We start from the raw sequence: 23,703 nt of genomic DNA, 5'->3' as shown, positions 1-23,703 counted from the left end.
TGCGGCTGGTGCCCGTGGTGCGGCGGCTGGGCGGGACCGTGCGGTCGGCGCGGTCGCCGTGGCCGGTGCGGTCGGCACGGTCGCCCTGGTCGGCGCGGTCGGCGTGGTCAGCATGGCCGGTGCGATCGGCACGGTCGGTGCGGTCGGCGTAGTTGGGCTGGCTGGTGCGGATACTGCTTCCCCTGGTCATGCATCCACGATCGCGCCCGCCCCCACCCCGGCACCTCCCCCGCCATGGGGAACCCGCTCCCCCGCCTGGGGGAGGAGCGCCTCCTTCCACCGGCTCACATGCGCCGACCAGCCCCCGGCCCCCATCCGGGCCCGATCCGGCCCACCGGCTCACATGCGCCGCGTCGCCGCCGCCAGTCGGTCCCGTGCCTCGAACAGTGCCGCCCTGATGGCCTGTTCGTGCCCGGGCGTGAGCCGGGCCGCCGGGACCGAGCAGCTCACCGCGTCCCGGGCGGGAGTCCGGTAGGGCAGGGCCACGCCGAAGCAGCGCAGTCCGAGGGTGCTCTCCTCGCGGTCCACCGCGTACCCCTGCTCCCGCACCAGCGCCAGCTCCTCGATCAGCGCCTCGCGGTCGGTGATGGTGTGCGGGGTGACCGCCTCCAGCCGCTCGGGCAGCAGCCGCCGCACCTCCGCGTCGGTGTGGGTGGCCAGCACCGCCTTGCCCAGCGCCGTCGCGTGCGCGGGCAGCCGCCGTCCGACCCGGGTGAAGGGCCGGAGGTGGTGCTGAGACTGCCGGGTGGCCAGGTAGACGACGCTGGTGCCGTCCAGCCGGGCCAGGTGGATCGTCTCGGTCGTCTCGTCGGACAGCCGGTCCAGCGCGGGCCGGGCGGCCGCGACGACCTCGTCGCCGTCGATGTAGGAACTGCCGACCAGCAGGGCCCGTACCCCGATGCCGTAGCGCGTGCCGGTCGCGTCGGTCTCCACCCAGCCGAGGTTCACCAGGGTGCGCAGCAGCATGTACAGGCTGGACTTGGGCAGGCCGAGGTCGTACTGGATGTCGGCCAGGCTGTGCAGTCCGGGATGGGCCGCGAAGTGCTCCAGCAGCACCACCGTCCGCACGGCCGACTTCACCGCCGCTCCGGCCCCGGCCCCCGTCTCGGCCCCGGCCCCCGTCCCGGCTCCGGCTCCCGCCCCGGCCCCCGTCTCGGCTGTCGTCATCGGCTGCTTCCCCTCTGGCTGTCGCCTCTTGTCACGCGGTGGGCGCGGAAATAGAGTCCGCAGCAGAAGTGATCATTCACCCACCGGAACGCCGTTCAGAATACTGAACGACCAGGAGGCAGCGGGCCATGACAGCGACCCCAGTCTGGAGTGTGGACCCCCGCACCGGGAAGCAGCGCGAACAGGTTGCGGCGGAGGCCACACCCGCCGACGTGGACCGCGCCGTCACGGCCGCCCGCGCCGCGTGCGCCGCCCTGGCCGACCGCACCGCCCGCACCGCGTTCCTGCGCACCGCCGCCGATCTGCTCGACGAGGCGGGGCCGGCCGTCGTCGAGACCGCGGACGCCGAGACGGCGCTCGGTCCCGTCCGGCTCACCGGCGAACTCGCCCGCACCACCTACCAGCTGCGCGCCTTCGCCGACGCGGTCGAGGACGGCGCCTACCTCGACGTCCGCATCGACCACGCCGACGCCTCGCTCACCCCGCCGCGCCCCGACCTGCGCCGCTACAAGGTGCCGCTCGGCGTCGTGGCCGTCTACGCCGCCTCCAACTTCCCGCTCGCCTTCTCGGTCCCCGGCGGCGACACCGCCAGCGCGCTGGCCGCCGGCTGCCCGGTCGTCGTCAAGGCCCACCCGGACCACCCGGCCACCTCCGAGCTGTGCGCCTCGCTCCTGCGCCGGGCCGCCGAGCGGACCGGCCTGCCGGCGGACGTCGTCCAGGTCGTCCACGGCTTCGACGCGGGACTGGAGCTCATCCGCCACCCGCTGGTGGCCGCGGCCGGCTTCACCGGCTCGATCCGGGGCGGCCGGGCGCTGTTCGACGCGGCCGCCGCGCGGCCGGTGCCGATCCCCTTCCACGGCGAGCTGGGCTCCCTCAACCCGGTCGTGGTCACCCCCGCGGCCGCCGCCGAGCGCGCCGAGGAGATCGGTGCCGGCCTGGCCGGCTCGGTGACGCTCGGCGTGGGCCAGTTCTGCGTCAAGCCCGGCCTGGTCCTCGTCCCCGAGGGCGCCGACGGCGACCGGCTGGCCGGCGCGTTCGCCAAGGCGCTCGGCGAGACGGCCCCCGGCGTGCTCCTCGACCACCGGATGCGGCAGAACTTCCTCGCCGGTGTCCGCGAGCGCGCCGCCCTGCCCGGCGTCGACACCCCCGTCACCCCCGGCCCGGGCGACGAGCACACCGTCGGCGCGGGCTTCCTGACCGTGCCCGCGCGCAGCCTCGCCGAGGACCGCGACGGGCGCTACGAGCTGCTGCTGGAGGAGTGCTTCGGCCCGGTGACGGTCGTCGCGCGCTACGCCGACCAGCACGAGGCCGGCGCGGTGCTGGCCCGGCTCCCCGGGAACCTGACCGCCACCCTCCAGCTGTCGCAGGCCGAGGCTGCCGGTGCGCCCGGGCCCGCCGCGGAGCTGCTCGGCCGGGTGACCGCCCTGGCCGGGCGGGTCGTGGTCAACGGGTGGCCGACCGGCGTGGCCGTCGCCCCGGCCCAGCACCACGGCGGCCCCTACCCGGCCGCGACCTCGCACTCCACGTCCGTCGGCGGCACGGCGATCGAGCGGTGGCTGCGCCCGGTGGCGTACCAGTCGGTTCCCGACGCGCTGCTCCCGCCGGAACTGCGCGAGGCGAACCCCCTGGGCCTGCCGCGCCACGTGACGGGGCCGAGCGGCACCTGACGGTCCACCGCCGCCCCACCGGCGCCCCCTACGCCCCGACGCCCCCGACGCCCCGGCACCACCGGCACGACGGACAGCCCCGCCCTGCCACCGGCCCCCGGCCCAGGCCCGAGGCCCAGGCCACAGGCTCACAGGCCACAGGCCGCCATGCCGCCATGCCCCCATGCCCCCATGCCCAGGAAATTCCGTTGCCCGCCCCGCCCCCCGCAGGGCAGGCTCCGCCCATGCCGAGACCTCAGGGATTCACGTACGACGAGCGTGCCGACGGCACCGTGGTCATCACCCACCGCGGCCGCGCCGCCGGCACGCTGCGCGGTGGCCGGGCCGAGAAGTTCCTCGCCGAGGTGGTGTCCGGGGACGCCCAGCTGGTCATGGCCCGCTGGACGGGCGCGTACAAGTTCGGCAACGAGCGCCTCGCCCGCTCGCACCCGCGCAACAGCGGCCGCCGCTGACCCTTCCCGCCGTACACCGTACGAGCCGCCCGTACGGCAGGTACCGGGGAACGGCGGCGCACCCTCGGTCGTTCTCGGGGCATGACCGCTATGACCCCTGGTTCGAACCTGCCGCTGAACGCCGTCCGCGTGACGGTCGAGGTGGCCGCTCCGGTGCGTCTCGACGTCTCGGGACTGCTGCTCGCGGCCGACGGCAAGGTGCGCTCGGACGCCGACTTCATCTTCTACAACCAGCCCTCGGGCCCCGGTGTCAGCTACCGGTCCGGCGGCGGCACGGCGCCCGACTCGATCACCGTCGACACCGCCGCCGTGCCGCCCGGCATCGAACGGATCGTGGTCACGGCCAGCCCCGACGCCGCCGGCCAGACCTTCCAGGGCATCGAGCCCACGGCCACGGTGCGCGACGCCGACAGCGGCACGCAGATCGCCACCTTCACCCCGCCGCGGCTGGGCACCGAGACCGCGCTCGTGGTGGTCGAGATCTACCTGCGCGGCGGTGCGTGGAAGGTGCGCGCGGTCGGCCAGGGGTACGCCGACGGGCTCGCGGGCATCGCCACCGACTTCGGGGTCACGGTGGAGGAGGAGCCCGCCGCCACACCCGCCGCCGCCCCGGCCGCGGCCCCGCCCGCCCCCGCCGCGGCCCCGCCCGCCCCGGCCACGGCCCCGCCCGCGGCTGCGTCCGCCGCCACCCCCGCCGCCCCCACGGGAAGCGGCAAGATCAACCTCGACAAGGGCCGCGTCAGCCTGACCAAGAACCAGACCGTCTCCCTGGTCAAGGGCGGCCGGCCGCTGCTCTCGCAGGTCAAGATGGGCCTGGGCTGGGAGCCCGCCTTCCGCGGCGCCGACATCGACCTCGACGCCTCCGTGATCGCGTACGGCCCCCGGCGCAACCACATCGACAGCTGCTACTTCGGCAAGCTGGCCATCCTCGGCGGGGCGATCAAGCACTCCGGCGACAACCTCACCGGCGAGGGCGCCGGGGACGACGAGGTCATCGTCGTGGACCTCGGACGGCTGCCCGCCGAGGTCACCGGCCTGGTCTTCACCGTCAACTCCTTCTCGGGGCATAAGTTCACCGACGTCGCCAAGGCCTACTGCCGGCTGATCGACGCGGCCTCCGACGAGGAGCTGGTCCGCTTCGACCTGACCGGCGCCGAGCCCCAGACGGGCGTGATGATGGCCAAGCTCGTGCGGCAGTTCTCGGGCGAATGGGAGATGACGGCGATGGGCGAGTTTGTGAAGTCCCGCACAGTGCGGGGCATGGTCAAGCCCGGCTCCGAGGCGCTTTAGCAGGTGGGCGGGCCGGAGCCCCTTCGGGATCGCCGCGGGTGATCGATGACACCCCGCAATGCGAAGGAGGCTGTCCGTGCCCGCCCGTAGCCTTGTACCCATGTACGAGACGCTTCCGCCCGCGGGTCCCGCCCGCCCGTCCGCCGAAGAGGCGAACCAGGCGATACGGCACCTCGTCGAGACCCGGGTCGACGACGAGTGGCCCGCCGCCGCCTACGAGTTCCTGCTCGGCGAGTGGGCCGCGGCCACCCGCGAAGAGGTCGGCACCGCCGCCCACCGCTGACGCCCCCTGCCCGGACGGACGGCGTGCCCGGACGGACGGCGTGCGGACCCACCGCGCGCCCGGACGCACCGCGCGCCCCGGACGCACCGCGCGCCCGGACGGGCCTCCCGGCCCGCCCGGGCACCCGCGTCGGATCAGCCCCGCGTACGCCGCCAAGGACCGGTGATGGCGAACATGATGCCGGGGTCCTGGAAGTTGGCGAACAGCGTGCGCCCGTCGGGCGCGAAGCAGACCCCGGTGAACTCGGAGTACTCCGGCTCCTCGGCCGTACCGATGTTGAGCTCGTTGCGCGCCAGCGGGTACGTGCGGCCGGACTCGGTGGCGCCCAGCAGGTGCTGGACGCCCGAGCCGTCCTCGGCCACGACCAGGCCGCCGTACGGGGAGACGGTGATGTTGTCCGGGCCGTCGTAGGCGCCCTCCGCCGCCGGATCGGCGTTGACGCCGAACAGCACGGTCAGCCGCAGCGTGCGGCGCTTGGGGTCGTAGAACCACACGGCGCCGTCGTGCGGCGTGCCCGGGCTCTCCTCGCGGGCGAAGGAGGAGACGACGTACGCGCCGCCGTCCGCCCACCACATGCCCTCCAGCTTGCGCCCCCGTGTGATCGTGCCCTGCGGGAACTGCTGGCGCGTGGGCACCGTCCGGGCGTCGCGGTCGGGTACGTCGACCCAGTCGACCCCGTAGACCGTGCCGATCTTCGTGGCCCGCGAGAGGTCGTCCACGAACCGCCCGTACTTGTCGAAGCACTTGGCGGCCTGGAGCACACCGGCGTCGTCGGCGAGCGTGCGCAGCTTGCCGCGCCCGTGCTCGAAGCCGCGCGGCGGGGTCCAGCGGTACAGCAGCCCGTTGGGCCCGGAGGCGTCCTCGGTGAGGTAGGCGTGGCCCCTGTGCGGGTCGATGACGACGGCCTCGTGCTCGTAGCGGCCGAAGGCCTTGACCGGGCGCGGATCGAGGTTGGCGCGGCGGTCGTGCGGGTCCACCTCGAAGACGTAGCCGTGGTCCTTGGTCATGCCGTTCCTGCCGGCCCGGTCGGTGTTCTCCTCGCAGGTCAGCCAGGTGCCCCAGGCGGTGGCGCCGCCCGCGCAGTTGGTCGACGTACCGGCGATGCCGACCCACTCGGCGACCTCGCCGCCGCGGCGGACCTCGACGACGGTGCAGCCGCCGGCCGCGGCCGGGTCGTAGACCAGACCCTCGGTGAGCGGCACCGGGTGCGGCCACTTCGCGCGGGCGCCCTTCAACTCGTGGTTGTTGACGAGGAGGGTGACCCCGCGGGGGCCGGCGAAGGCGGCGGTGCCGTCGTGGTGGGACGGGGTGAACTCGCCGGACTCCAGGCGGGTCACACCGCTGTGGGTGATGATCCGGTACGAGAAGCCGGCCGGCAGGGCGAGGATCCCCTTCGGGTCGGGGATCAAGGGGCCGTAGCCGGGCTCGCACGGCCGGCCGTGCTCGTCGCGCAGCGCGCTGCTGCTCTCCTCCGCCGCGAGCGCCCCCGGAGCGGTGGCGAGGGCCCCCACCGTTCCGGTGAGCGCCACCCCGGCGCCGGCGGCGACGGTGCGGGCGGTGAAGTCTCTACGACTGAGCGGCATCGATGCTCCAGGGTGGGGAGTGGTGCGCCTGAGTGCGGTCGGCCGAAAGGTTCCCGTCCGCACGTGAACGGCGCCTGAATTCCCCCCGAAGCCCCGTCGGCCCTCCGGACCCTCCCGGAATTGGCCAACTCCCGACCCAAAACGGCGTGGAGCCGCCGCCCTGGGCCTCGGACCGCCCCTGGTTGGTCAGGGGCGGTGGGAGCGGGCCTTGAAGGCCGCCTTGCGGGCCTCCTTGGCCGCCTTGCGGTCCGGGTGGAGCCGCCCCATGGCCTCCAGGACGTCCGCGGTGGCGGGGTGTTCCACCCGCCAGGCGGTGTCGAAGAAGGCGGTGTGGTGCGCGGTCAGGGACTCCATCAGCGCCGGGAGTTCCGCGCTGCCGTCGTCGGCGGCGAGCTGCGCGGCGATCGTGTCGACCGTCAGCCAGAACACCAGCGCCTCGCTCGGCGGCGGCACGTCGGTCGCGCCCTGCTCGGCCAGCCAGACCCGGGCCAGCCCGCCGAGTTCGGGGTCGTCCAGGACGGCCCGGACCACCGGCTCGGCGGCGGGCCCGGCCACCGCGAGGGCCTGCTGGCAGCGCAGCCGGCGCAGCGGCCCGCCCGCGTCGCCGCCGCGGGCCGCAGCCAGCAGCTCCGCCACGGCCGCGGCCGTACCGCTCCCGGTGCCCTCGGAGGCGTCGCGGGCCGCCCGCGCCAGCCACAGCTCGATCTCGGCCTGGGCGGCGTCCTCCGGATAGGCCGACACGGTGTCGAGCAGCACGTCGGCGCCCTTGTCCGCCAGGTCGCCGACGGCGGGGGCCTCGACCCCGGCCTCCAGCAGCCGGGCGCGGACCCCGTACAGGCCGAGCGGGGTGAGCCGGACCATGCCGTAGCGGGCGACGTCCTCCTCGTCCGGGTCCGCGGCGGCCACGAAGTCCTCGTCGTCGGCCTCCGCCATCAGGTCCTCGTCGACGGGGCGGAACTCCACCAGCCCGATGCCCTCCAGCTGCCGGAACTGCGCGTCGAGCCGCATCATCGCCTCCGAGACCCGCTCCAGCACCTCGTCCGTGGGCTCGGCCATGTCCTCGGGCACCACCAGCGAGGCGGCGAGGACCGGCAGCGGCACCGGGGCGTCGCCGGCCCCGCCTTCGGTGACGGTCAGCAGGTAGAGGTTGGCGAGCACGGCGTCGAGCAGGTCCGCCTCGCGCTGCGGGTCCCAGTCCAGCCGTTCGAAGTCGATCTCGCCGCCAGCGTCGAGGGCGTCGACGAGGTCGTCGAGGTCGGGTACGGAGGCGTCGGCGAGCACGGTGTCGAGCGCGGCCAGCCACAGGTCGAGCACGTCGGTGGGCGCGCCTGCGGTGACGAGCGCCAGGTCGGCCCCCGGCCCGGCGGTCCCGAACTCCGCCCCGGCGTCGGCCGCGGCACCCTCGCCGGCTCCGACGCCCTCGCCGGTGCCGACACTCGCGTCCGTACCGGCGCCCTCGCCCGTACCGGCATCCTCGCCCGGGCCCGAGACGTCGACCGGGTCCGTGACGTCGACCAGCCCGGTGTCCAGGGCCACCCGCCAGGCCTCGCTCGCGTACGCCGCGCCGTCCTCGTCGTCGGCCAGCCCCAGGACCGCGGCCGCCTCGGGCAGCTGCTCGTCGGCGAGTTCGCCGCCCGCGCCGACCCGGGTACCGGGTCCGGCCCAGCGGGCGAGCCGGACGGCGCGGGAGAGCAGCGGGGCGGCCAGCGCGGCGCGGGCCAGTTCCGCGTCGGGGTGCAGCCGGACCGGCGGCAGCGTGGGGCGCGGCTGAGCGGACATGGAGTGCTTCTCCTCGGGGAGTTCAGGCGGACGGCGGGCCCCAGCGTAGACGCAATCGGGCAACCCCCGACGAGCCGCACCTTTGGTTCATCGCACAGATGCTTCCCGTATGCCTCGTAGACCTTGACAACTTCGCCGGCGGCCCGGGACATTGACGCGCGTAGATCTTCCAGATCCTCATCCACCCGCACAACCACCCACCGGAGTCCAGCCTCATGCGCTCCTCGCACCCCCGTTCCGCCGCGGTCGCGGCCGTCGTCGCCACCGCGCTGGCCACCGGCCTGCTCGCGGGCTCCGCCGGCGCCGCCGAGACCGACGCGGCCGCCGGTTCCATACGGATCCACGACATCCAGGGCACCACCCGTGTCTCCCCGCTGGTCGGCAAGCAGGTCACGGACGTCGAGGGCATCGTCACCGGTGTCCGCACCTACGGTTCCAAGGGCTTTTGGATCCAGGACCCCGACGCCGACGACGACGCCGCCACCAGCGAGGGCGTCTTCGTCTTCACCAGCTCCGCCCCGACCGTCGCCGTGGGCGACGCGGTCAAGGTCTCCGGCCTGGTCGGCGAGTACGTCCCGGGCGGCCTGAACTCGGGCAACCAGTCGATCACCCAGATCTCCAAGCCGACCGTGACGGTGGTCTCCTCGGGCAACGCGCTGCCCGCGCCGACCCCCATCAACGAGTACACGGTGCCCGCCGAGTACGCCCCCGCGGGTGACCCGGCCGCCGGCGGCAGCATCAACGGGCTGACCCTCGACCCCGCGCGCTACGCCCTGGACCACTACGAGTCCCTGGAGGGCATGAACGTCGCGATCGGCACCTCCCGCGTCGTCGGCGCCACCGACCCGCACGCGGAGCTGTGGGTCACGGTCAAGGGCTGGGAGAACAACACCCGCCGCGGCGGCACCCTGTACGGCTCGTACGAGTCCCAGAACACCGGCCGCCTCCAGATCCAGCAGCTGGCCCCGCTCGCGCAGCAGCCGTTCCCGGTGGCGAACGTCGGCGACCGGCTGACCGGCACCACCGAGGGCCCGCTGGACTTCAACCAGTTCGGCGGCTACACCCTGGTCGCCCGCACCCTGGGTACGGTCCAGTCCAAGAACCTGGAGCGGGAGAAGACCAAGCCGCAGGCCGAGGGCGAGCTCGCGGTCGCGACGTACAACGTCGAGAACCTCGACCCGACCGACCCGCAGGAGAAGTTCGACGCGCTCGCCAAGGCGGTCGTGGAGAACCTGGCCTCCCCCGACATCCTCGCCCTGGAGGAGATCCAGGACGACAACGGCGCCAAGAACGACGGCACCGTCTCGGCCGGGCAGACGCTGACCAAGTTCACGGCCGCGATCGCTGCCGCGGGCGGCCCGGCGTACCAGTGGCGTTCGGTCGACCCGGCCAACAACAAGGACGGCGGCGAGCCCGGCGGCAACATCCGCCAGGTGTTCCTGTTCAACCCGGCCCGGGTCTCCTTCATCGACCGCGCCGCGGGCGACGCGACCACCGCGACCGGTGTGACGCAGGAGCAGGGCAAGGCCGCCCTGACCCACTCCCCCGGCCGGATCGACCCGGCGAACCCGGCGTGGGCCGACAGCCGCAAGCCGCTGGCCGGCGAGTTCGTCTTCCGCGGCCGGACGGTCTTCGTGATCGCGAACCACTTCGGCTCCAAGGGCGGTGACGAGAGCCTCACCTCGCACCACCAGCCGCCGGTGCGCTCCTCGGAGGCCAAGCGGCTGCTCCAGGCGCAGGCGGTGAATGGTTTCGTCAAGCAGCTCCTGGCCGCCGACAAGAACGCGAACGTCATCGCGCTCGGCGACATCAACGACTTCGAGTTCTCCGCGACCACCAAGGCGCTGACCGACGGCGGGGCGCTGTTCCCGGCGATCACCGCGCTGCCGAAGTCGGAGCGCTACTCGTACGTCTTCCAGGGCAACTCGCAGGTCCTGGACCAGATCCTGACCAGCCCGGCGATCAAGAAGTTCGCGTACGACAGCGTGCACATCAACGCCGAGTTCGCCGACCAGAACAGCGACCACGACCCGCAGGTCCTGCGCTTCCGCCCGTAACCACCGCCGGTTCGGGCCCCTGGCACACTCGGCGCCGAGCGCGCGAACGGGCGCCGCGCGGGCGTTCGGGACGGTTTCCGGGTAGGAGGGGGACTTTGTACCCTGGCGTGATCCTCGACACATCTGCCCGCATAACCGGCCGGTTGTGGTGTTGAGTGTCGTCACGTCCGACCTCGCGCCGCCCTTACTCCCTGGAGGACCGCGTGTTCCCCTCCATCACCCTCGTCCAGGAGATCGGCCTCGCCGTCCTGCTGGTCGCCGCCCTCGTCTGGGTGATCGGCCTCGGCCACATGATGTGGGACAGCCGCTTCCACCACCCGGAGCCCGGCGCCTTCGACGGCCTGGCCCTGATCCCGACCCAGCGGGGGGCCGCCGCGCACCCGTTGGAGACCGTGGAACTGACCGAGGCGGAGGAGCAGGCCTTCGCGGGCCTGGTCCGCTCCTTCCCGGGCCACTGACCGCCCCGCGCGCCTGCCCCGCAGGCCCGCCCCGCCCGCGCGGCCCCGCCGCCGGCAGCCGTACGAAAGCCCCCCGCCCCGGCGTCCGCCGGGCGGGGGGCTTCGTGCTGCACGCGCGTCAGCCGTGCGACGCCACTGGTACGACGTCGACGACGCCGCGTCAGTTGTGGCAGAGCTGAACTCGGCGGCCGAGCGAGCAGGCATCCATCTGTTCAGCAAGGGCATGGGGGTGTGCAGCGCCTCAGATCGGAATCGACCGAGCAGCCGTCATCGTCCGGACGCCCGAAGGGGAGACGGTCACTCTGCTGAACCCCAAGGTCATCGAGGAGTCGGCAGAGACGGACGAGCAGTACGAGGGGTGCTGGAGCTCTTTCGACGTACGGGGAAAGGTGCCAAGGCCGTTGAGCATCACGGTCGAGCACACCGACATCAGCGGCGAACAGCGCATCACGATCTTTGAGCACGGGGGAGCCCGTCTCGTCGCCTACGAGATCGACCACATCGACGGCGTGCTGTACACCGCTCGCATGCGTCCCGGGGTGGACCCGATCTCAGTCGCCGAGTACCGAGGGACCGGCCGTACGTGGAGCTACGACGCCAGCGGCCCGAAGGCCTGACAGCAGAGCTGCTACAGGTTTCTCTACCTCATCAAGGCACCCGCCGCGCACGGCGCGGCGCGCGCGGCCCGTCGCCCGGGCCTGCGCTCCTGTCTCCGCCCCGCTCCGGCCCGACCGCCGGCCGCACGCCGAGATCCGGCGAAGGTTGATGGGCGACGAACCTCAGCAGCTGAGGCTTCGTGGGCCATGGCTGTACCAACGTCGCCGGGCCCTTGTTCCTCGAAGGGAGCCAGTCCCGCCCCCGCTTGCTGCGGCCTTGTCCGCCCGCCAGCAGCCGACCCGTAAGGACGGCGGCATGCCCTTGCCTCAGTCGGGTTGCGCCACGCGAAGGAGTGGAGGTCAGAACAGGCCTCCGGCGGGGGCGCTCAAACTCCGGGATGGAGGGGGGCCGTCGCGCGGGTGCGGGTCCGTTGTGGCGAGCGATGGGAGCCAGGGCAGTAGTGGGTAAAGGTAGGGGTTACGTGCCCCTCGTAGGCACTGCGCTAGCCTTAACGTGATTCCGCCAGCCGACGCAGGAATCGGTCGACTACGGCGTTCAGCTCCTTAGGGCTCTCTAGCGCCTCAACAGGCACACGGTCGACGTATGCAATGCCAGAATCGTGCAACAGGTGGTCGCGAGTCCGATCCAATGCGCGGCGCGCATTGTGATGCGGTCCGTCAACCTCAAGCACTCCGGCACGTCCCTTGTACGTGACAAGAAAGTCAGGCTCCCAAGTCCTCTTCGAGACACGACCATTCGGCAGCGGGAAAATCGCTATCGTGTCCTCCGCCGGAAGCACCTGCTCCTGTCGATGCTTCAGCGCACGGTAGACGCGCTGTTCTCCGGCGTTCGTGAAGAGAAGGTCATCTTCCACCCATCGCGGCGGACCAGTTTGGAGCCGACGAGCCTGATTGGTTGGACGCTCGCCCTTTAGCTCACGCTCAAATTGATCACGCCAGCCGGGACCAAGAGCAGGGAGCGTCTCGCGGACTTCGATCCAATTGATTCCGTACTTGAATCGATCTGACACTTCGGAGCAGATAGCACGGAGCTTCTCAATCACGTCTTGCGTGAAGTGCCCCCTGTTCGCGGGGTCAACGTCGAGTACGAGGTCTTTCTCCTGGCCTTCGTTATCCCATTCCAGCGCCCACCGCTCGACCAAGAGCATAAGGCGGGCAGTCTCTACGTCTCCACGCCGCACAAGAAGCATGGAAATGTATGCGACAAGGGCCTCAGCAGTGAGCCTTTCGCGTTCGGAGTCCTTCAACACTGGATTCTGCAGAATCTCATCGTAACTCCGCAGATTGTTGTCAACTCCGCCGTGACCGGTCCCGTAGTCAGACACCCATGCCTCCGCCCCTGCGCCGACCTACGAGGTCACCGTAGCCGTTCCCACTGACGTCGCGGGCCGCGCCACATGACGAGCGCCCTCCCGGGCCGCCGTGGGGCCGTGGGAGGGCGCTTGTTGGTGACCAACGTTGACAACCGGCGACGGCTCAGCCTCAGGTCAGCGCGTTGGTCGGTTGCTCAGCCGCACGTCAGGGCGGCGGGGCGTCAGTTGTGGCTGTGCAGGATCTCGTTCAGGCCGCCCCAGACCGCGTTGTTCGGGCGGGCCTCGACGGCGCCGGTGACCGAGTTGCGGCGGAAGAGGATGTTGTCGGCGCCGGAGAGCTCCAGGGCCTTGACGATCTGGCCGTCCGGCAGGGTGACGCGGGTGCCCGCGGTCACGTACAGGCCCGCCTCGACGATGCACTCGTCGCCGAGCGCGATGCCGACGCCGGCCTCGGCGCCGACCAGGCAGCGCTCGCCGATCGAGATGATCTGCTTGCCGCCGCCGGAGAGGGTGCCCATGGTGGAGGCGCCGCCGCCGATGTCGGAGCCGTCGCCGATCACGACGCCCGCGGAGATGCGGCCCTCGACCATGGAGACGCCGAGGGTGCCGGCGTTGAAGTTGACGAAGCCCTCGTGCATGACCGTGGTGCCCTCGGCCAGGTGCGCGCCGAGGCGGACCCGGTCGGCGTCGGCGATGCGCACGCCGGCGGGGACCACGTAGTCGGTCATCCGCGGGAACTTGTCGACGGAGGTGACCTGCAGGTGCAGGCCCTCGGCGCGGGCGGCGAGCCGGACGGCCTCGATGCGGTCGACGGCGACCGGGCCGAGCGAGGTCCAGGCGACGTTGGCCAGCAGGCCGAAGATGCCGTCCAGGTTCTGGCCGTGCGGCTTGACCAGGCGGCTGCTGAGCAGGTGCAGGCGCAGGTACGCGTCGTGCGCGTCCAGCGGCTTGTCCTCCAGGGAGGAGATCACGGTGCGGACGGCCACGACCTCGACGCCTCGGACCGCGTCGGTCCGGATCGCCTTGGCCGCGGCGTCGCCCAGGAGTTCCACGGCCTGCTGCGGGTCGAGGCGCTCGGTGCCGGCCGGGCCGGGCTCCTCGACCAGCTGGGGGGCCGGGAACCAGGTGTCGAGCACGGTGCCGTCGGGGGTCAGGGTGGCAAGGCCGGCGGCGACGGCGCCGGTGGTACGCGTAGCAGTCATGCCTGAACGCTAACCGGCGACGGCCGGTGCGGGCGAACCGGTCTCATGTGCCGGTCGCCCGGGTCGCCGGACCGCCCGTGCGCCGGTGATCAGCACGGCCGCGCCGGCCGCCGCGCCCAGGCCCGCGCACAGGGGCCACACCAGGCCCGGCGCGGCGGTGTACAGGGCCCCGCCCAGGGGTGCGGAGAGCACGGTGCCGCTGACGGAGACCCCTGCGTACAGGCTCTGGAACCGGCCCACGGCATGGGCGGGGGCCTCGTCGGCGACGTAGGCGGTGGCGGTGGTCTTGTAGAGGATCTCCCCGAGGGAGATCAGCACCATCATCGCGACGGTGGTGGCGACCCCGACGCCCAGCATGAGCATGGCGTACCCGGCCCCGACCAGGACCAGGCCGGTGCCGATCAGGTGCAGCGGGGAGCGGCCGAGCAGGGCGAGGGCCACCGGGATCTCCAGCAGCAGGATCACGGCGCCGTTGATGCCGACGAGGAGCCCGTAGGCGCGGGTGTCCATGCCGTGGTCGGCGAGGAAGGTGGGGAAGGTGGAGTAGTGCTGGCGGTAGACGACGTCGATGACGAGGATCGCGCCCAGCAGGACCAGGACGGCCGGCCGCGCCCGCAGGGCGCGCCACACCCCGCCGCCGCCCCGACCCCCGTCCGGGGCGGCGGCGGGACGGGCGGCCGCGCCGCGGGCCGGGACGACCCGGGCGGTCCAGCCGGCGAAGAACAGCGTGCCGAGCCCGTCCGCCACGAACAGCCAGTCGTAGGAGAACGCGGTCGCGACCAGGGCCCCGAGCGGCGGGCCGACGGTGAAGCCGCCGTTGGACACCGCCCGGACCAGGGCGAAGGCCTGGCGCCTGGCTCCCTCGGGCACGGTGACGGCGACCAGGGCGGAGTTGGCGGCGCGGATCACCCCGGCGGCGTACTGGGCCAGCGGCAGGGCCACGTACAGCAGGGCGGTGTGCAGCGTGGGCAGCAGGAGCAGGACTCCGCCGCCCAGGGCGGAGGCGAGGAGCAGGACGCGCCGGTGGCCGAAGCGGTCGCCGTACCAGCCGCCGGTGAAGTTCCCGGCGATCAGGCCGACCCCGCCGGCCCCGACGATCAGCCCCGCCTCGGCGGCGCCGAGCCCGCGGGGACCGGTCAGGTACACGAAGACGAAGACGAACGTGAAGCTCACGACGGCGTTGACGAAGACCCCGCCGGCCAGTAGCCACACCGGTCTCGGCACGTCCTTGAAGCCCTGCGGCAGCACGGCGCCTCCCCCCGTTCCGCGCGGCCCCCGCCGCGGCAGTCAGTTCCTTTTGGGAACTGACTATGTCAGCATGGCAGCCTCGGGTCAACGAAGGTGAGGACGACTCCCATGGCCCAGCGCACCCGACTCGGCGACGCCGACTGCTCCATCGCCCAGGCCCTCGACGTGGTCGGGGACTGGTGGACGCTGCTGATCGTCCGTGACGCGGCGCGCGGACTGCACCGCTTCGAGGAGTTCCAGCAGGAGCTGGGCGTCTCCCGGAAGGTGCTGGCGGAACGGCTGAAACTGCTGGTGGAGGCGGGGGTGCTGGTGCGCGAGCCGTACCAGGACCGTCCCGTACGGCACGCCTACCGGCTGACCCCGCGCGGCCGCGCGCTGCTCCCGGTCCTCGTGGCACTCCAGGACTGGGGCGACACCTGGATCCTGGGAGAGGGAGAGATGACGGCGACGACGGACACCGCCTCGCGCGAAGCGGAACGGGTGCACGCCCTCAAGGGCACCCGCATCCCCGAACTGCTGCTCACCGACACCTCGGGCCAGCTCCGCGACCCGGTCGCGGACACCCCCTTCACCGTCCTGTACTGCTTCCCGGGCGCCTACGCCCGCGCCGAGGCCTATCCGCCCGGCTGGGCCGGGATCCCGGGGGCGCGCGGCTGCACCTTCGAGTCGTGCACCTACCGCGACCAGCTCGCGGAGTTCGCGGCGGCGGGGGCAGACGTGCACGGCGTCTCGACCCAGCGGCCGGACGAGCAGCGGGACTTCGCCGAGAAGGAGAAGCTCCGCTTCCCGCTCCTGTCGGACGCGGACCTCGACCTGACGGCGGCCCTGCGCCTGCCGACGTTCCGCGCGGGGGGCACCAGCCGCCTCAAGCGCCTGACGCTGGTGGTGGCGCGGGACCGCACGGTGGTGGAGGTCCTGTACCCGATCCCGGACATCGAGGCGAGCGTCGCGGCGGCACTGGCGGCCGTCAGGAGGGGCGGAGCACCCGGGTGAGGACCTCGCGGGCGTACGCCTCGTCGTACGCCGCGTCCGTCAGCAGCACCTGGAGGCAGATCCCGTCCATGACGGCGACCAGCGCGCGGGCGGTGACCGGGTCGGTGTGGTCCGCCAGCGCCCGCGCCATCGCCTCGCACCACTCGGCCGCCACCGGGCGCAGCGCCGGGCGGCGCAGGGCGGCGAGGTAGAGCTCGTACTCCAGCTCGGCCCGGCCGCGCTCCCGCTCCAGCAGCTCGCCCAGCAGCCGGGCGAGGGCGGTCGGCAGGTCGGCCCGGGGGTCCACGCGGGCGAGGCCGGCCTCGACGGCGACCGCGAAGCCCTCGTTGGCCTGCCGCAGCGCGGCGACGAGCAGCTCGTCGAGGGTCGCGAAGTGGTACGTGGTGGACCCCAGCGGTACGTCGGCCTCCGCGGCCACGCTGCGATGGCTGAGCCCGGCGATGCCCTGGGCGCCGACCACCCGGATCGCGGCGTCGATGATCCGCTGGCGCCGGTCGGGGTCGTAGCGCCGCACGCCGGCGGCCATCAGTGGGCCCCCGCCCCGCCCATGTTGAGCACCACGACACCGGCGATCACCAGCGCGATGCCGGCGATCCGCGCGGCGGAGGCGGTCTCCCCGAGGAAGCACATCCCGATGGCGGCGATGGCGGCGGTACCGACCCCGGACCAGACGGCGTAGGCGGTGCTGACCGACATCGACTTGAGGGTCTGGGCGAGCAGGGTGAAGGCGACGGCGTACCCCACGAAGGTCCCCACGGAGGGCCACAACTTGGTGAACCCGTCGCTGTACTTCATGGCGGTCGTACCGGCGACCTCGGCGGCAATGGCAGCGGCAAGCAGGACCCAAGGCATGCGTACGAGCGTACACAACGATGCGTACGCGCGTACACACGTGCGGACACGCACGTACCCACGTGCGGGTGCGCGTACGCCGAAGGGCCCGGCACCCATCGGTGCCGGGCCCTTCCGAGGCCGGTGGCTCAGACGTTGAAGCCGAGGGCGCGCAGCTGTTCGCGGCCGTCGTCCGTGATCTTGTCCGGGCCCCACGGGGGCATCCAGACCCAGTTGATCCGGAGCTCGTTGACGATGCCCTCCGTGGCCGACTTGGCCTGGTCCTCGATGACGTCCGTCAGCGGGCAGGCCGCCGACGTCAGGGTCATGTCGAGGGTGGCGATGTTGGCGTCGTCGATGTGGATGCCGTAGATCAGCCCCAGGTTGACCACGTCGATCCCCAGCTCGGGGTCGACCACGTCGTAGAGGGCCTCGCGGACCTCCTCCTCGGTGGCCGGCTTGATCGACGCCGCTTCGGGTGCGGCCTCGGGCGTCGCGTTCTCGGTCATGCCGTCTTCCTCTCGGCGTCGCCCAGGGCCTGGGCGGTCGCGTCCTTCCACGCCATCCAGCTCAGCAGCGCGCACTTGACCCGGGCGGGGTACTTGGAGACGCCGGCGAACGCGACCGCGTCCTCCAGGACCTCCTCCATGGCCTCGTCGGGCTCGATCTTGCCCTTGGACTGCATCAGCTCCAGGAAGGTGGCCTGGATCTTCTGCGCCTCGGGCAGCTCCTTGCCGACCAGCAGCTCGTTCAGCACGGACGCGCTGGCCTGGCTGATCGAGCAGCCCTGGCCCTCGTAGGAGACGTCCGTGAGCGTCTCGCCGTCGTACTTCACGCGCAGCGTGATCTCGTCACCGCAGGTCGGGTTGACGTGGTGCACCTCGGCATCGCCGTCGCGCAGGCCACGCCCGTGCGGGTGCTTGTAGTGGTCCAGGATCAGTTCCTGGTACATCGAATCCAGCTTCACAGCGGCCTCGTCGCCCTCGTCGCCCTCGTTATCCGAAGAAGTTCCGTACGTGCTCCAGCCCCGCGACCAGCGCGTCCACGTCGGCCGGAGAGGAGTACAGATAGAACGACGCTCGCGTGGTCGCGGGAATTCCGTACCGCAGGCAGACGGGGCGGGCGCAGTGGTGGCCGACGCGCACCGCGATGCCCTGCTCGTCCAGGACCTGGCCGACGTCGTGGGGGTGGATGTCACCCAGCACGAAGGAGATCGCCGCGCCCCGGTCCTCGGCCGTGGTGGGGCCGATGATCCGCAGGTCGGGGACCTCCTGCAGGCGCTGGACGGCGTACTCGGTGATCGCGTGCTCGTGCGCGGCGATCTTGTCCATGCCGATCGAGGTCAGGTAGTCCACGGCCGCGCCGAGGCCGACGGCCTGGGCGATCGGGGGCGTACCGGCCTCGAACTTGTGGGGCGCGGGGGCGTACGTCGAGGAGTGCATCGAGACGGTCTCGATCATCTCGCCGCCGCCCAGGAACGGAGGCAGGTCCTCCAGGAGCTCCTGGCGGCCCCAGAGCACGCCGATGCCGGTCGGGCCGCACATCTTGTGGCCGGTGAAGGCCACGAAGTCGGCGCCGAGCTCCTGCACGTCGATCGGCATGTGCGGGACGGCCTGGGAGGCGTCGATCAGGACCAGGGCGCCGACCTCCTGGGCGCGGCGCACGATGGCCTCGACCGGGTTGAGGGTGCCCAGGATGTTGGAGACCAGCACGAAGGAGACGATCTTCGTCTTCTCGGTGATGACCTCTTCGATGTTCGACAGGTCGAGCCGGCCGTCGTCGGTGAGGCCGAACCACTTCAGCTTCGCGCCGGTGCGCTGCGCGAGCAGCTGCCACGGGACGATGTTGGAGTGGTGCTCCATCTCCGTGATGACGATCTCGGTCTCACGGTCGACCCGGTAGGGCTCGTCGGCCCAGCCGAGCATGTTGGCGACGAGGTTCAGCGACTCCGAGGCGTTCTTGGTGAAGATCACCTCGTCGCGGCTGGGCGCGTTGATGAAGGTGGCGATCTTGTCGCGGGCACCTTCGTACAGTGCCGTGGCCTCCTCGGCGAGCACGTGCACGCCGCGGTGGACGTTGGCGTTGTGCCGCTCGTAGTACGCGTTCAGTGCGTCGAGCACCTGGCGCGGCTTCTGGGAGGTCGCCGCGTTGTCCAGGTAGACGATCTTCTTCCCGTCGTGGACCACACGATCCAGCAGGGGGAAGTCCTTGCGGATCGCCTCGGTGTCGAGGAGGCCAGGCAGCTGTGTCACGCGGTCGCGCCACCCTTCACGTACTTGTCGTAGCCCTCGGCCTCCAGCTGGTCGGCGAGCTCGGCGCCGCCGGACTCGGCGATGCGGCCGTTCGCGAACACGTGCACGAAGTCGGGCTTGATGTAGCGCAGGATGCGCGTGTAGTGGGTGATCAGCAGGGTGCCGACCTCGCCGGTCTCACGGACCCGGTTGACGCCCTCGGAGACGATGCGCAGGGCGTCGACGTCGAGGCCGGAGTCGGTCTCGTCGAGGATCGCGATCTTCGGCTTGAGCAGCTCCAGCTGGAGGATCTCGTGGCGCTTCTTCTCACCGCCGGAGAAGCCCTCGTTGACGTTGCGCTCGGCGAAGGCGGGGTCCATCTGGAGGCGCTCCATGGCCTCCTTGACCTCCTTCACCCAGGTGCGCAGCTTGGGGGCCTCGCCGCGGACGGCCGTGGCCGAGGTCCGCAGGAAGTTGGAGACGGAGACACCGGGGACCTCGACCGGGTACTGCATGGCGAGGAAGACACCCGCGCGGGCGCGCTCGTCGACGGACATCTCCAGGACGTCCTCGCCGTCGAGGGTCACGGTGCCACCGGTGATGGTGTACTTCGGGTGACCGGCCAGCGAGTAGGCCAGGGTGGACTTGCCGGAGCCGTTGGGGCCCATGATGGCGTGCGTCTCGCCCTGCTTGACGGTCAGGTCGACGCCCTTGAGGATCTCGCGGGAGCCGTTCTCCGTCTCGACGGAAACGCGCAGGTCGTTGATTTCAAGCGTTGCCATGGGTGCCTCAGGACTCCTGGGTGAGGGAGACGAGCACGTCGTCCCCTTCGATCTTTACGGGGTATACGGGGACGGGGCGCGTCGCGGGGAGGCCGGACGGCTTGCCGGTGCGCAGGTCGAAGCTGGAACCGTGCAGCCAGCACTCGATCATGCAGTCTTCGACCTCGCCCTCCGAGAGGGAGACGTTCGCGTGCGAGCAGATGTCGTGGATCGCGAACACCCCCTCCTCGGTGGAGACGATGGACACCGGCGTGCCGTCGAGTTCCACCCGCTTGGGGGTGTTCTCCTCCAGCTCGCTCAGCGCGCAGGCCTTGAGGTAGGTCATCAGACGGACGCCTCGAGCTCTGCCTCGATCTTGGCGATCAGGCGCTCCTCGATGTCGGCGACACCGATCTGCTGGACGAGCTCGGCGAAGAAGCCGCGCACGACCAGGCGGCGCGCCTCGTCCGCCGGGATGCCACGGGCCTGGAGGTAGAACAGCTGCTCGTCGTCGAACCGGCCGGTCGCCGAGGCGTGGCCGGCGCCGACGATCTCGCCGGTCTCGATCTCCAGGTTCGGCACCGAGTCGACCCGCGCGCCGTCCGTGAGGACCAGGTTGCGGTTCATCTCGTAGGTGTCGGTGCCCTCGGCGGTCTTCTCGATGAGGACGTCGCCGATCCACACCGCGTGCGCGCCCTCGCCCTGGAGCGCGCCCTTGTAGACCACGTTGGACTTGCAGTGCGGGGCGTCGTGGGTGACCAGGAGGCGGTGCTCCTGGTGCTGGCCGGCGTCGGTGAAGTACAGGCCCAGCATCTCGGCCTCGCCGCCGGGGCCGGAGTAGCGCACGCGCGGGTGCAGGCGGACGACGTCGCCGCCGAAGGTGACGACGACGGACTTGAAGCTGGCGTCGCGGCCGAGCAGCGCGTTGTGCTGCGAGGTGTGGACGGCGGTGTCGTCCCAGTCCTGCACCGACACGAAGGTCACCTTGGCGCCGTCGCCGACGAGGATGTCGACGTTGGCGGCGCGCACGCCGTCACCGGTGTGGTCGATGACGATGATCGCCTCGGCGAACGGCTTGATGTCGAAGACGGTGTGGCCGAAGGTCGTGCCGCCCTCGCCGTGCAGCGCGACGCGGATCGGCTCGGCGAGCACGGTCTCCTTGGGCACGGTGACGACCGTGGCCTTGGCGAACGACGAGAAGGCCTGGGCGGAGACCCGGTCCACCGGGGTGCCGGCCTTGCCGACGCGCTCGTCGCCGCGCTCCACCGACTCGACCGTGACGCCCTCGGGCGCGTCGATCTGGGCCTTCATCGTGCCGTTGGCGATCGCGGTGCCGTCGTGGAGGCCGCGCAGCCGCTCCAGGGGGGTGAAGCGCCACTCCTCCTCGCGGCCGTGCGGCACGGGGAAGTCGGCCACGTCGAAGGACGGGGGCGCGCTCATCCGGGTGGCGACGGTGGACTCGGCGGCCACCGCGATCGATCCCGTGGTGGTCGAGCCCACGGGGATGTTCTGAGCCTCAGCCATGGCTGTCGTCTTGCTCTCTTCCTGCTTCGTGCGTAGGGGGCCTGCTGCGGACGGGGGGGGCCGGGACTAGCCGACCGCGCCCTCCATCTGCAGCTCGATCAGCCGGTTGAGCTCCAGCGCGTACTCCATCGGCAGCTCCTTGGCGATCGGCTCGACGAAGCCGCGCACGATCATCGCCATGGCCTCGAACTCGGTCAGGCCGCGCTGCATCAGGTAGAAGAGCTGGTCCTCGGAGACCTTGGAGACGGTGGCCTCGTGGCCCATGGTCACGTCGTCCTCGCGGACGTCCACGTACGGGTACGTGTCCGAGCGGGAGATGGTGTCCACGAGCAGGGCGTCGCAGAGCACGTTGCTCTTCGAGCCGGGCGCGCCCTCGCCGATCTCGACCAGGCCGCGGTAGGAGGTGCGGCCGCCGCCCCGCGCCACCGACTTGGAGACGATGTTGGAGGAGGTGTTCGGCGCCATGTGGACCATCTTGGAGCCGGCGTCCTGGTGCTGGCCCTCGCCCGCGAAGGCGATGGAGAGGGTCTCGCCCTTGGCGTGCTCGCCCATCAGGTAGACGGCCGGGTACTTCATGGTGACCTTGGAACCGATGTTGCCGTCGATCCACTCCATGGTCGCGCCCTCGTACGCCACGGCGCGCTTGGTGACCAGGTTGTAGACGTTGTTCGACCAGTTCTGGATGGTCGTGTAGCGGCAGCGGCCGCCCTTCTTGACGATGATCTCGACCACGGCGCTGTGCAGCGAGTCCGAGGAGTAGATCGGGGCGGTGCAGCCCTCGACGTAGTGGACGTAGGCGTCCTCGTCGACGATGATCAGCGTCCGCTCGAACTGGCCCATGTTCTCCGTGTTGATGCGGAAGTAGGCCTGCAGCGGGATCTCGACGTGCACGCCCTTCGGCACGTAGATGAACGAGCCACCGGACCACACGGCGGTGTTCAGCGAGGCGAACTTGTTGTCGCCGACCGGGATGACGGTGCCGAAGTACTCCTTGAAGAGCTCCTCGTGCTCCTTCAGCGCGGTGTCGGTGTCGACGAAGATGACGCCCTGCTCCTCCAGGTCCTCGCGGATCTGGTGGTAGACGACCTCGGACTCGTACTGGGCCGCGACACCGGCGACGAGGCGCTGCTTCTCCGCCTCCGGGATGCCGAGCTTGTCGTACGTGTTCTTGATGTCCTCGGGCAGTTCCTCCCAGGAAGCGGCCTGCTTCTCGGTGGAACGCACGAAGTACTTGATGTTGTCGAAGTCGATGCCCGAGAGGTCGGAGCCCCAGGTCGGCATGGGCTTCTTGTCGAAGAGCTTCAGGCCCTTGAGGCGGAGCTTCAGCATCCACTCGGGCTCGTTCTTCTTCGCCGAGATGTCGCGGACGACGTCCTCGCTGAGACCGCGCTTGGCAGCGGCACCGGCCGCGTCGGAGTCGGCCCAGCCGTACTCGTACTTGCCCAGGCCCTCGAGCTCAGGGTGAGCAATCTCCGTGGTCATGCGGGGTTCCTCCCGGCCGTGCTTGCAGATGCTGATGTGTCGGTCTGTGCTGTGCTCGCGCTTCGCGGGATGAACGTCGTGCACACCCCGTCGCCGTGGGCGATCGTGGCGAGACGCTGCACATGGGTCCCGAGCAGGCGGGAGAAGACCTCGGTCTCCGCCTCGCACAGCTGCGGGAACTGCTCGGCGACGTGGGCGACCGGGCAGTGGTGCTGGCAGAGCTGTTCTCCGCTGTGCGGACCGGGAGCGCTCTTCGCCGTAGCAGCGTACCCGTCCGCGGTCAACGCCTTGGCCAGGGCCTCGGTGCGCTCCGCGGGGGCCGCCTCGTCGACGGCCTTGCGGTACGTCTCCGCCTGGGCGGCCAGCCGCGCCCTGGCGAACGCCGCGACGGCGGCGTCGCCCTGCTCGCCCCCGCCGGCGGACTGCGCGATCCAGCGCAGGGCGTCCACGGCGAGCGAGTCGTAGGACTGGTCGAAGGCGTCGCGGCCGCAGTCGGTGAGCGCGAAGACCTTGGCGGGCCGGCCCCGGGTGCGCGTGCCGTACACGCGCTGCTCACGGGGTGCGACCACGTCGTCGGCGACGAGCGCGTCGAGATGGCGGCGGACGGCGGCCTGGGTGAGGCCGAGACGCTGGGCGAGGTCGGCGACGGTGGAGGGACCGTGGTCCAGGATCGACCGCGCGACCCGGTTGCGGGTCGACCGCTCCCCGGTCGCGAGCTCCCCCTGGGGGGTCTCGATCAGCCGTTCGCCGTTTTTCACAACGCCA

At 71.7% G+C, this 23,703-nt stretch carries 24 protein-coding genes and 1 pseudogene; 8 read left to right on the top strand and 17 right to left on the bottom strand.

Annotated features, from left to right (window positions below; translation table 11 throughout):
* Positions 1-190 (bottom strand): annotated as a pseudogene (locus LG632_RS11235) (hypothetical protein); the annotation flags it as partial.
* Positions 191-339: 149 nt separating this feature from the next.
* Positions 340-1,167 carry an IclR family transcriptional regulator gene (locus LG632_RS11230; protein ID WP_226726817.1) on the bottom strand — a complete coding sequence of 276 codons (828 nt, stop codon included), beginning with the start codon at positions 1,165-1,167 and terminating at the stop codon, positions 340-342.
* A gap of 128 nt (positions 1,168-1,295) precedes the next feature.
* On the opposite strand from LG632_RS11230, the gene LG632_RS11225 reads away from it, so the two are divergent.
* The 4 genes from LG632_RS11225 (at position 1,296) to LG632_RS11210 (ending at position 4,859) form a co-directional block, all read left to right on the top strand.
* A complete protein-coding gene (locus LG632_RS11225; RefSeq protein ID WP_226726816.1) occupies positions 1,296-2,834 on the top strand; it encodes an aldehyde dehydrogenase (NADP(+)) in 1,539 nt (512 codons plus the stop codon).
* Positions 2,835-3,058: 224 nt separating this feature from the next.
* On the top strand, positions 3,059-3,286 hold the full coding sequence (locus tag LG632_RS11220; protein WP_226726815.1) for a hypothetical protein: 228 nt from the start codon (positions 3,059-3,061) through the stop codon (positions 3,284-3,286).
* A gap of 81 nt (positions 3,287-3,367) precedes the next feature.
* On the top strand, positions 3,368-4,576 hold the full coding sequence (locus LG632_RS11215; protein WP_226726814.1) for a TerD family protein: 1,209 nt from the start codon (positions 3,368-3,370) through the stop codon (positions 4,574-4,576).
* A 100-nt stretch (positions 4,577-4,676) separates the two neighbouring features.
* Positions 4,677-4,859: a hypothetical protein gene (locus tag LG632_RS11210; RefSeq protein ID WP_226726813.1), complete on the top strand. Its 183-nt coding sequence runs from the start codon at positions 4,677-4,679 to the stop codon at positions 4,857-4,859.
* Positions 4,860-4,993: 134 nt separating this feature from the next.
* Here the strand turns inward: LG632_RS11210 and LG632_RS11205 are convergent, their stop codons facing one another.
* On the bottom strand, positions 4,994-6,442 hold the full coding sequence (locus LG632_RS11205; protein WP_226726812.1) for an alkaline phosphatase PhoX: 1,449 nt from the start codon (positions 6,440-6,442) through the stop codon (positions 4,994-4,996).
* 186 nt (positions 6,443-6,628) lie between these two features.
* Positions 6,629-8,221, bottom strand: a complete 1,593-nt coding sequence (locus tag LG632_RS11200) for a hypothetical protein (RefSeq protein WP_226726811.1) — start codon at positions 8,219-8,221, stop codon at positions 6,629-6,631.
* 215 nt (positions 8,222-8,436) lie between these two features.
* On the opposite strand from LG632_RS11200, the gene LG632_RS11195 reads away from it, so the two are divergent.
* From LG632_RS11195 to LG632_RS11185, 3 genes are all read left to right on the top strand, one after another.
* On the top strand, positions 8,437-10,278 hold the full coding sequence (locus LG632_RS11195) for a DUF8508 domain-containing protein (RefSeq protein ID WP_226726810.1): 1,842 nt from the start codon (positions 8,437-8,439) through the stop codon (positions 10,276-10,278).
* A 203-nt stretch (positions 10,279-10,481) separates the two neighbouring features.
* Positions 10,482-10,736: a hypothetical protein gene (locus LG632_RS11190; protein WP_226726809.1), complete on the top strand. Its 255-nt coding sequence runs from the start codon at positions 10,482-10,484 to the stop codon at positions 10,734-10,736.
* Positions 10,737-10,942: 206 nt separating this feature from the next.
* Positions 10,943-11,353, top strand: coding sequence for a peptide deformylase (locus LG632_RS11185; RefSeq protein WP_226726821.1), 411 nt, complete (start codon positions 10,943-10,945; stop codon positions 11,351-11,353).
* A gap of 488 nt (positions 11,354-11,841) precedes the next feature.
* On the opposite strand, the gene LG632_RS11180 is transcribed toward LG632_RS11185, so the two are convergent.
* The 3 genes from LG632_RS11180 to LG632_RS11170 form a co-directional block, all read right to left on the bottom strand.
* On the bottom strand, positions 11,842-12,678 hold the full coding sequence (locus LG632_RS11180) for a hypothetical protein (RefSeq protein ID WP_226726808.1): 837 nt from the start codon (positions 12,676-12,678) through the stop codon (positions 11,842-11,844).
* A 209-nt stretch (positions 12,679-12,887) separates the two neighbouring features.
* Positions 12,888-13,868 (bottom strand): 2,3,4,5-tetrahydropyridine-2,6-dicarboxylate N-succinyltransferase, encoded by a 981-nt coding sequence (gene dapD, locus LG632_RS11175; protein WP_226726807.1) that lies wholly within the window; start codon positions 13,866-13,868, stop codon positions 12,888-12,890.
* A gap of 9 nt (positions 13,869-13,877) precedes the next feature.
* Positions 13,878-15,113: an MFS transporter gene (locus tag LG632_RS11170; RefSeq protein ID WP_226726820.1), complete on the bottom strand. Its 1,236-nt coding sequence runs from the start codon at positions 15,111-15,113 to the stop codon at positions 13,878-13,880.
* Between the two features lie 111 nt (positions 15,114-15,224).
* Between LG632_RS11170 and LG632_RS11165 the strand changes: the two genes are divergently transcribed.
* Entirely contained in the window at positions 15,225-16,109 is an 885-nt protein-coding gene (locus tag LG632_RS11165; RefSeq protein WP_226726806.1) for a winged helix-turn-helix transcriptional regulator, read from the top strand.
* Here the strand turns inward: LG632_RS11165 and LG632_RS11160 are convergent.
* From LG632_RS11160 to LG632_RS11115, 10 genes are all read right to left on the bottom strand, one after another.
* Positions 16,084-16,635 (bottom strand): TetR/AcrR family transcriptional regulator, encoded by a 552-nt coding sequence (locus tag LG632_RS11160; protein ID WP_226726805.1) that lies wholly within the window; start codon positions 16,633-16,635, stop codon positions 16,084-16,086. The genes LG632_RS11165 and LG632_RS11160 overlap by 26 nt on opposite strands.
* The gene (locus tag LG632_RS11155; protein WP_226726804.1) at positions 16,635-16,961 is read right to left on the bottom strand and encodes a DMT family transporter; all 327 of its coding nucleotides are present in this window, start codon (positions 16,959-16,961) and stop codon (positions 16,635-16,637) included. The genes LG632_RS11160 and LG632_RS11155 overlap by 1 nt, the downstream gene beginning before the upstream one ends.
* 128 nt (positions 16,962-17,089) lie before the next feature.
* Positions 17,090-17,449, bottom strand: a complete 360-nt coding sequence (locus LG632_RS11150; RefSeq protein ID WP_226726803.1) for a metal-sulfur cluster assembly factor — start codon at positions 17,447-17,449, stop codon at positions 17,090-17,092.
* Positions 17,446-17,907 carry a Fe-S cluster assembly sulfur transfer protein SufU gene (gene sufU, locus LG632_RS11145; RefSeq protein ID WP_226726802.1) on the bottom strand — a complete coding sequence of 154 codons (462 nt, stop codon included), beginning with the start codon at positions 17,905-17,907 and terminating at the stop codon, positions 17,446-17,448. Before sufU ends, LG632_RS11150 begins: the two co-directional genes overlap by 4 nt.
* A gap of 28 nt (positions 17,908-17,935) precedes the next feature.
* Entirely contained in the window at positions 17,936-19,192 is a 1,257-nt protein-coding gene (locus tag LG632_RS11140) for a cysteine desulfurase (RefSeq protein ID WP_226726801.1), read from the bottom strand.
* Entirely contained in the window at positions 19,189-19,953 is a 765-nt protein-coding gene (sufC, locus tag LG632_RS11135; protein WP_226726800.1) for a Fe-S cluster assembly ATPase SufC, read from the bottom strand. Before sufC ends, LG632_RS11140 begins: the two co-directional genes overlap by 4 nt.
* A gap of 7 nt (positions 19,954-19,960) precedes the next feature.
* A complete protein-coding gene (locus LG632_RS11130; protein WP_226726799.1) occupies positions 19,961-20,278 on the bottom strand; it encodes a non-heme iron oxygenase ferredoxin subunit in 318 nt (105 codons plus the stop codon).
* Complete coding sequence (sufD, locus tag LG632_RS11125) at positions 20,278-21,456, bottom strand: Fe-S cluster assembly protein SufD (protein ID WP_226726798.1); 1,179 nt, start codon at positions 21,454-21,456, stop codon at positions 20,278-20,280. Before sufD ends, LG632_RS11130 begins: the two co-directional genes overlap by 1 nt.
* 66 nt (positions 21,457-21,522) lie before the next feature.
* The gene (sufB, locus tag LG632_RS11120) at positions 21,523-22,938 is read right to left on the bottom strand and encodes a Fe-S cluster assembly protein SufB (protein WP_226726796.1); all 1,416 of its coding nucleotides are present in this window, start codon (positions 22,936-22,938) and stop codon (positions 21,523-21,525) included.
* Complete coding sequence (locus LG632_RS11115) at positions 22,935-23,696, bottom strand: helix-turn-helix transcriptional regulator (RefSeq protein ID WP_226726793.1); 762 nt, start codon at positions 23,694-23,696, stop codon at positions 22,935-22,937. Before LG632_RS11115 ends, sufB begins: the two co-directional genes overlap by 4 nt.
* Positions 23,697-23,703: the final 7 nt, after the last annotated feature.

Origin of the sequence: Streptomyces antimicrobicus, assembly GCF_020532625.1 — a bacterium.
GTDB classification, from domain to species: domain Bacteria; phylum Actinomycetota; class Actinomycetes; order Streptomycetales; family Streptomycetaceae; genus Streptomyces; species Streptomyces antimicrobicus.
This window is presented reverse-complemented; position numbering and strand designations above follow the sequence as displayed.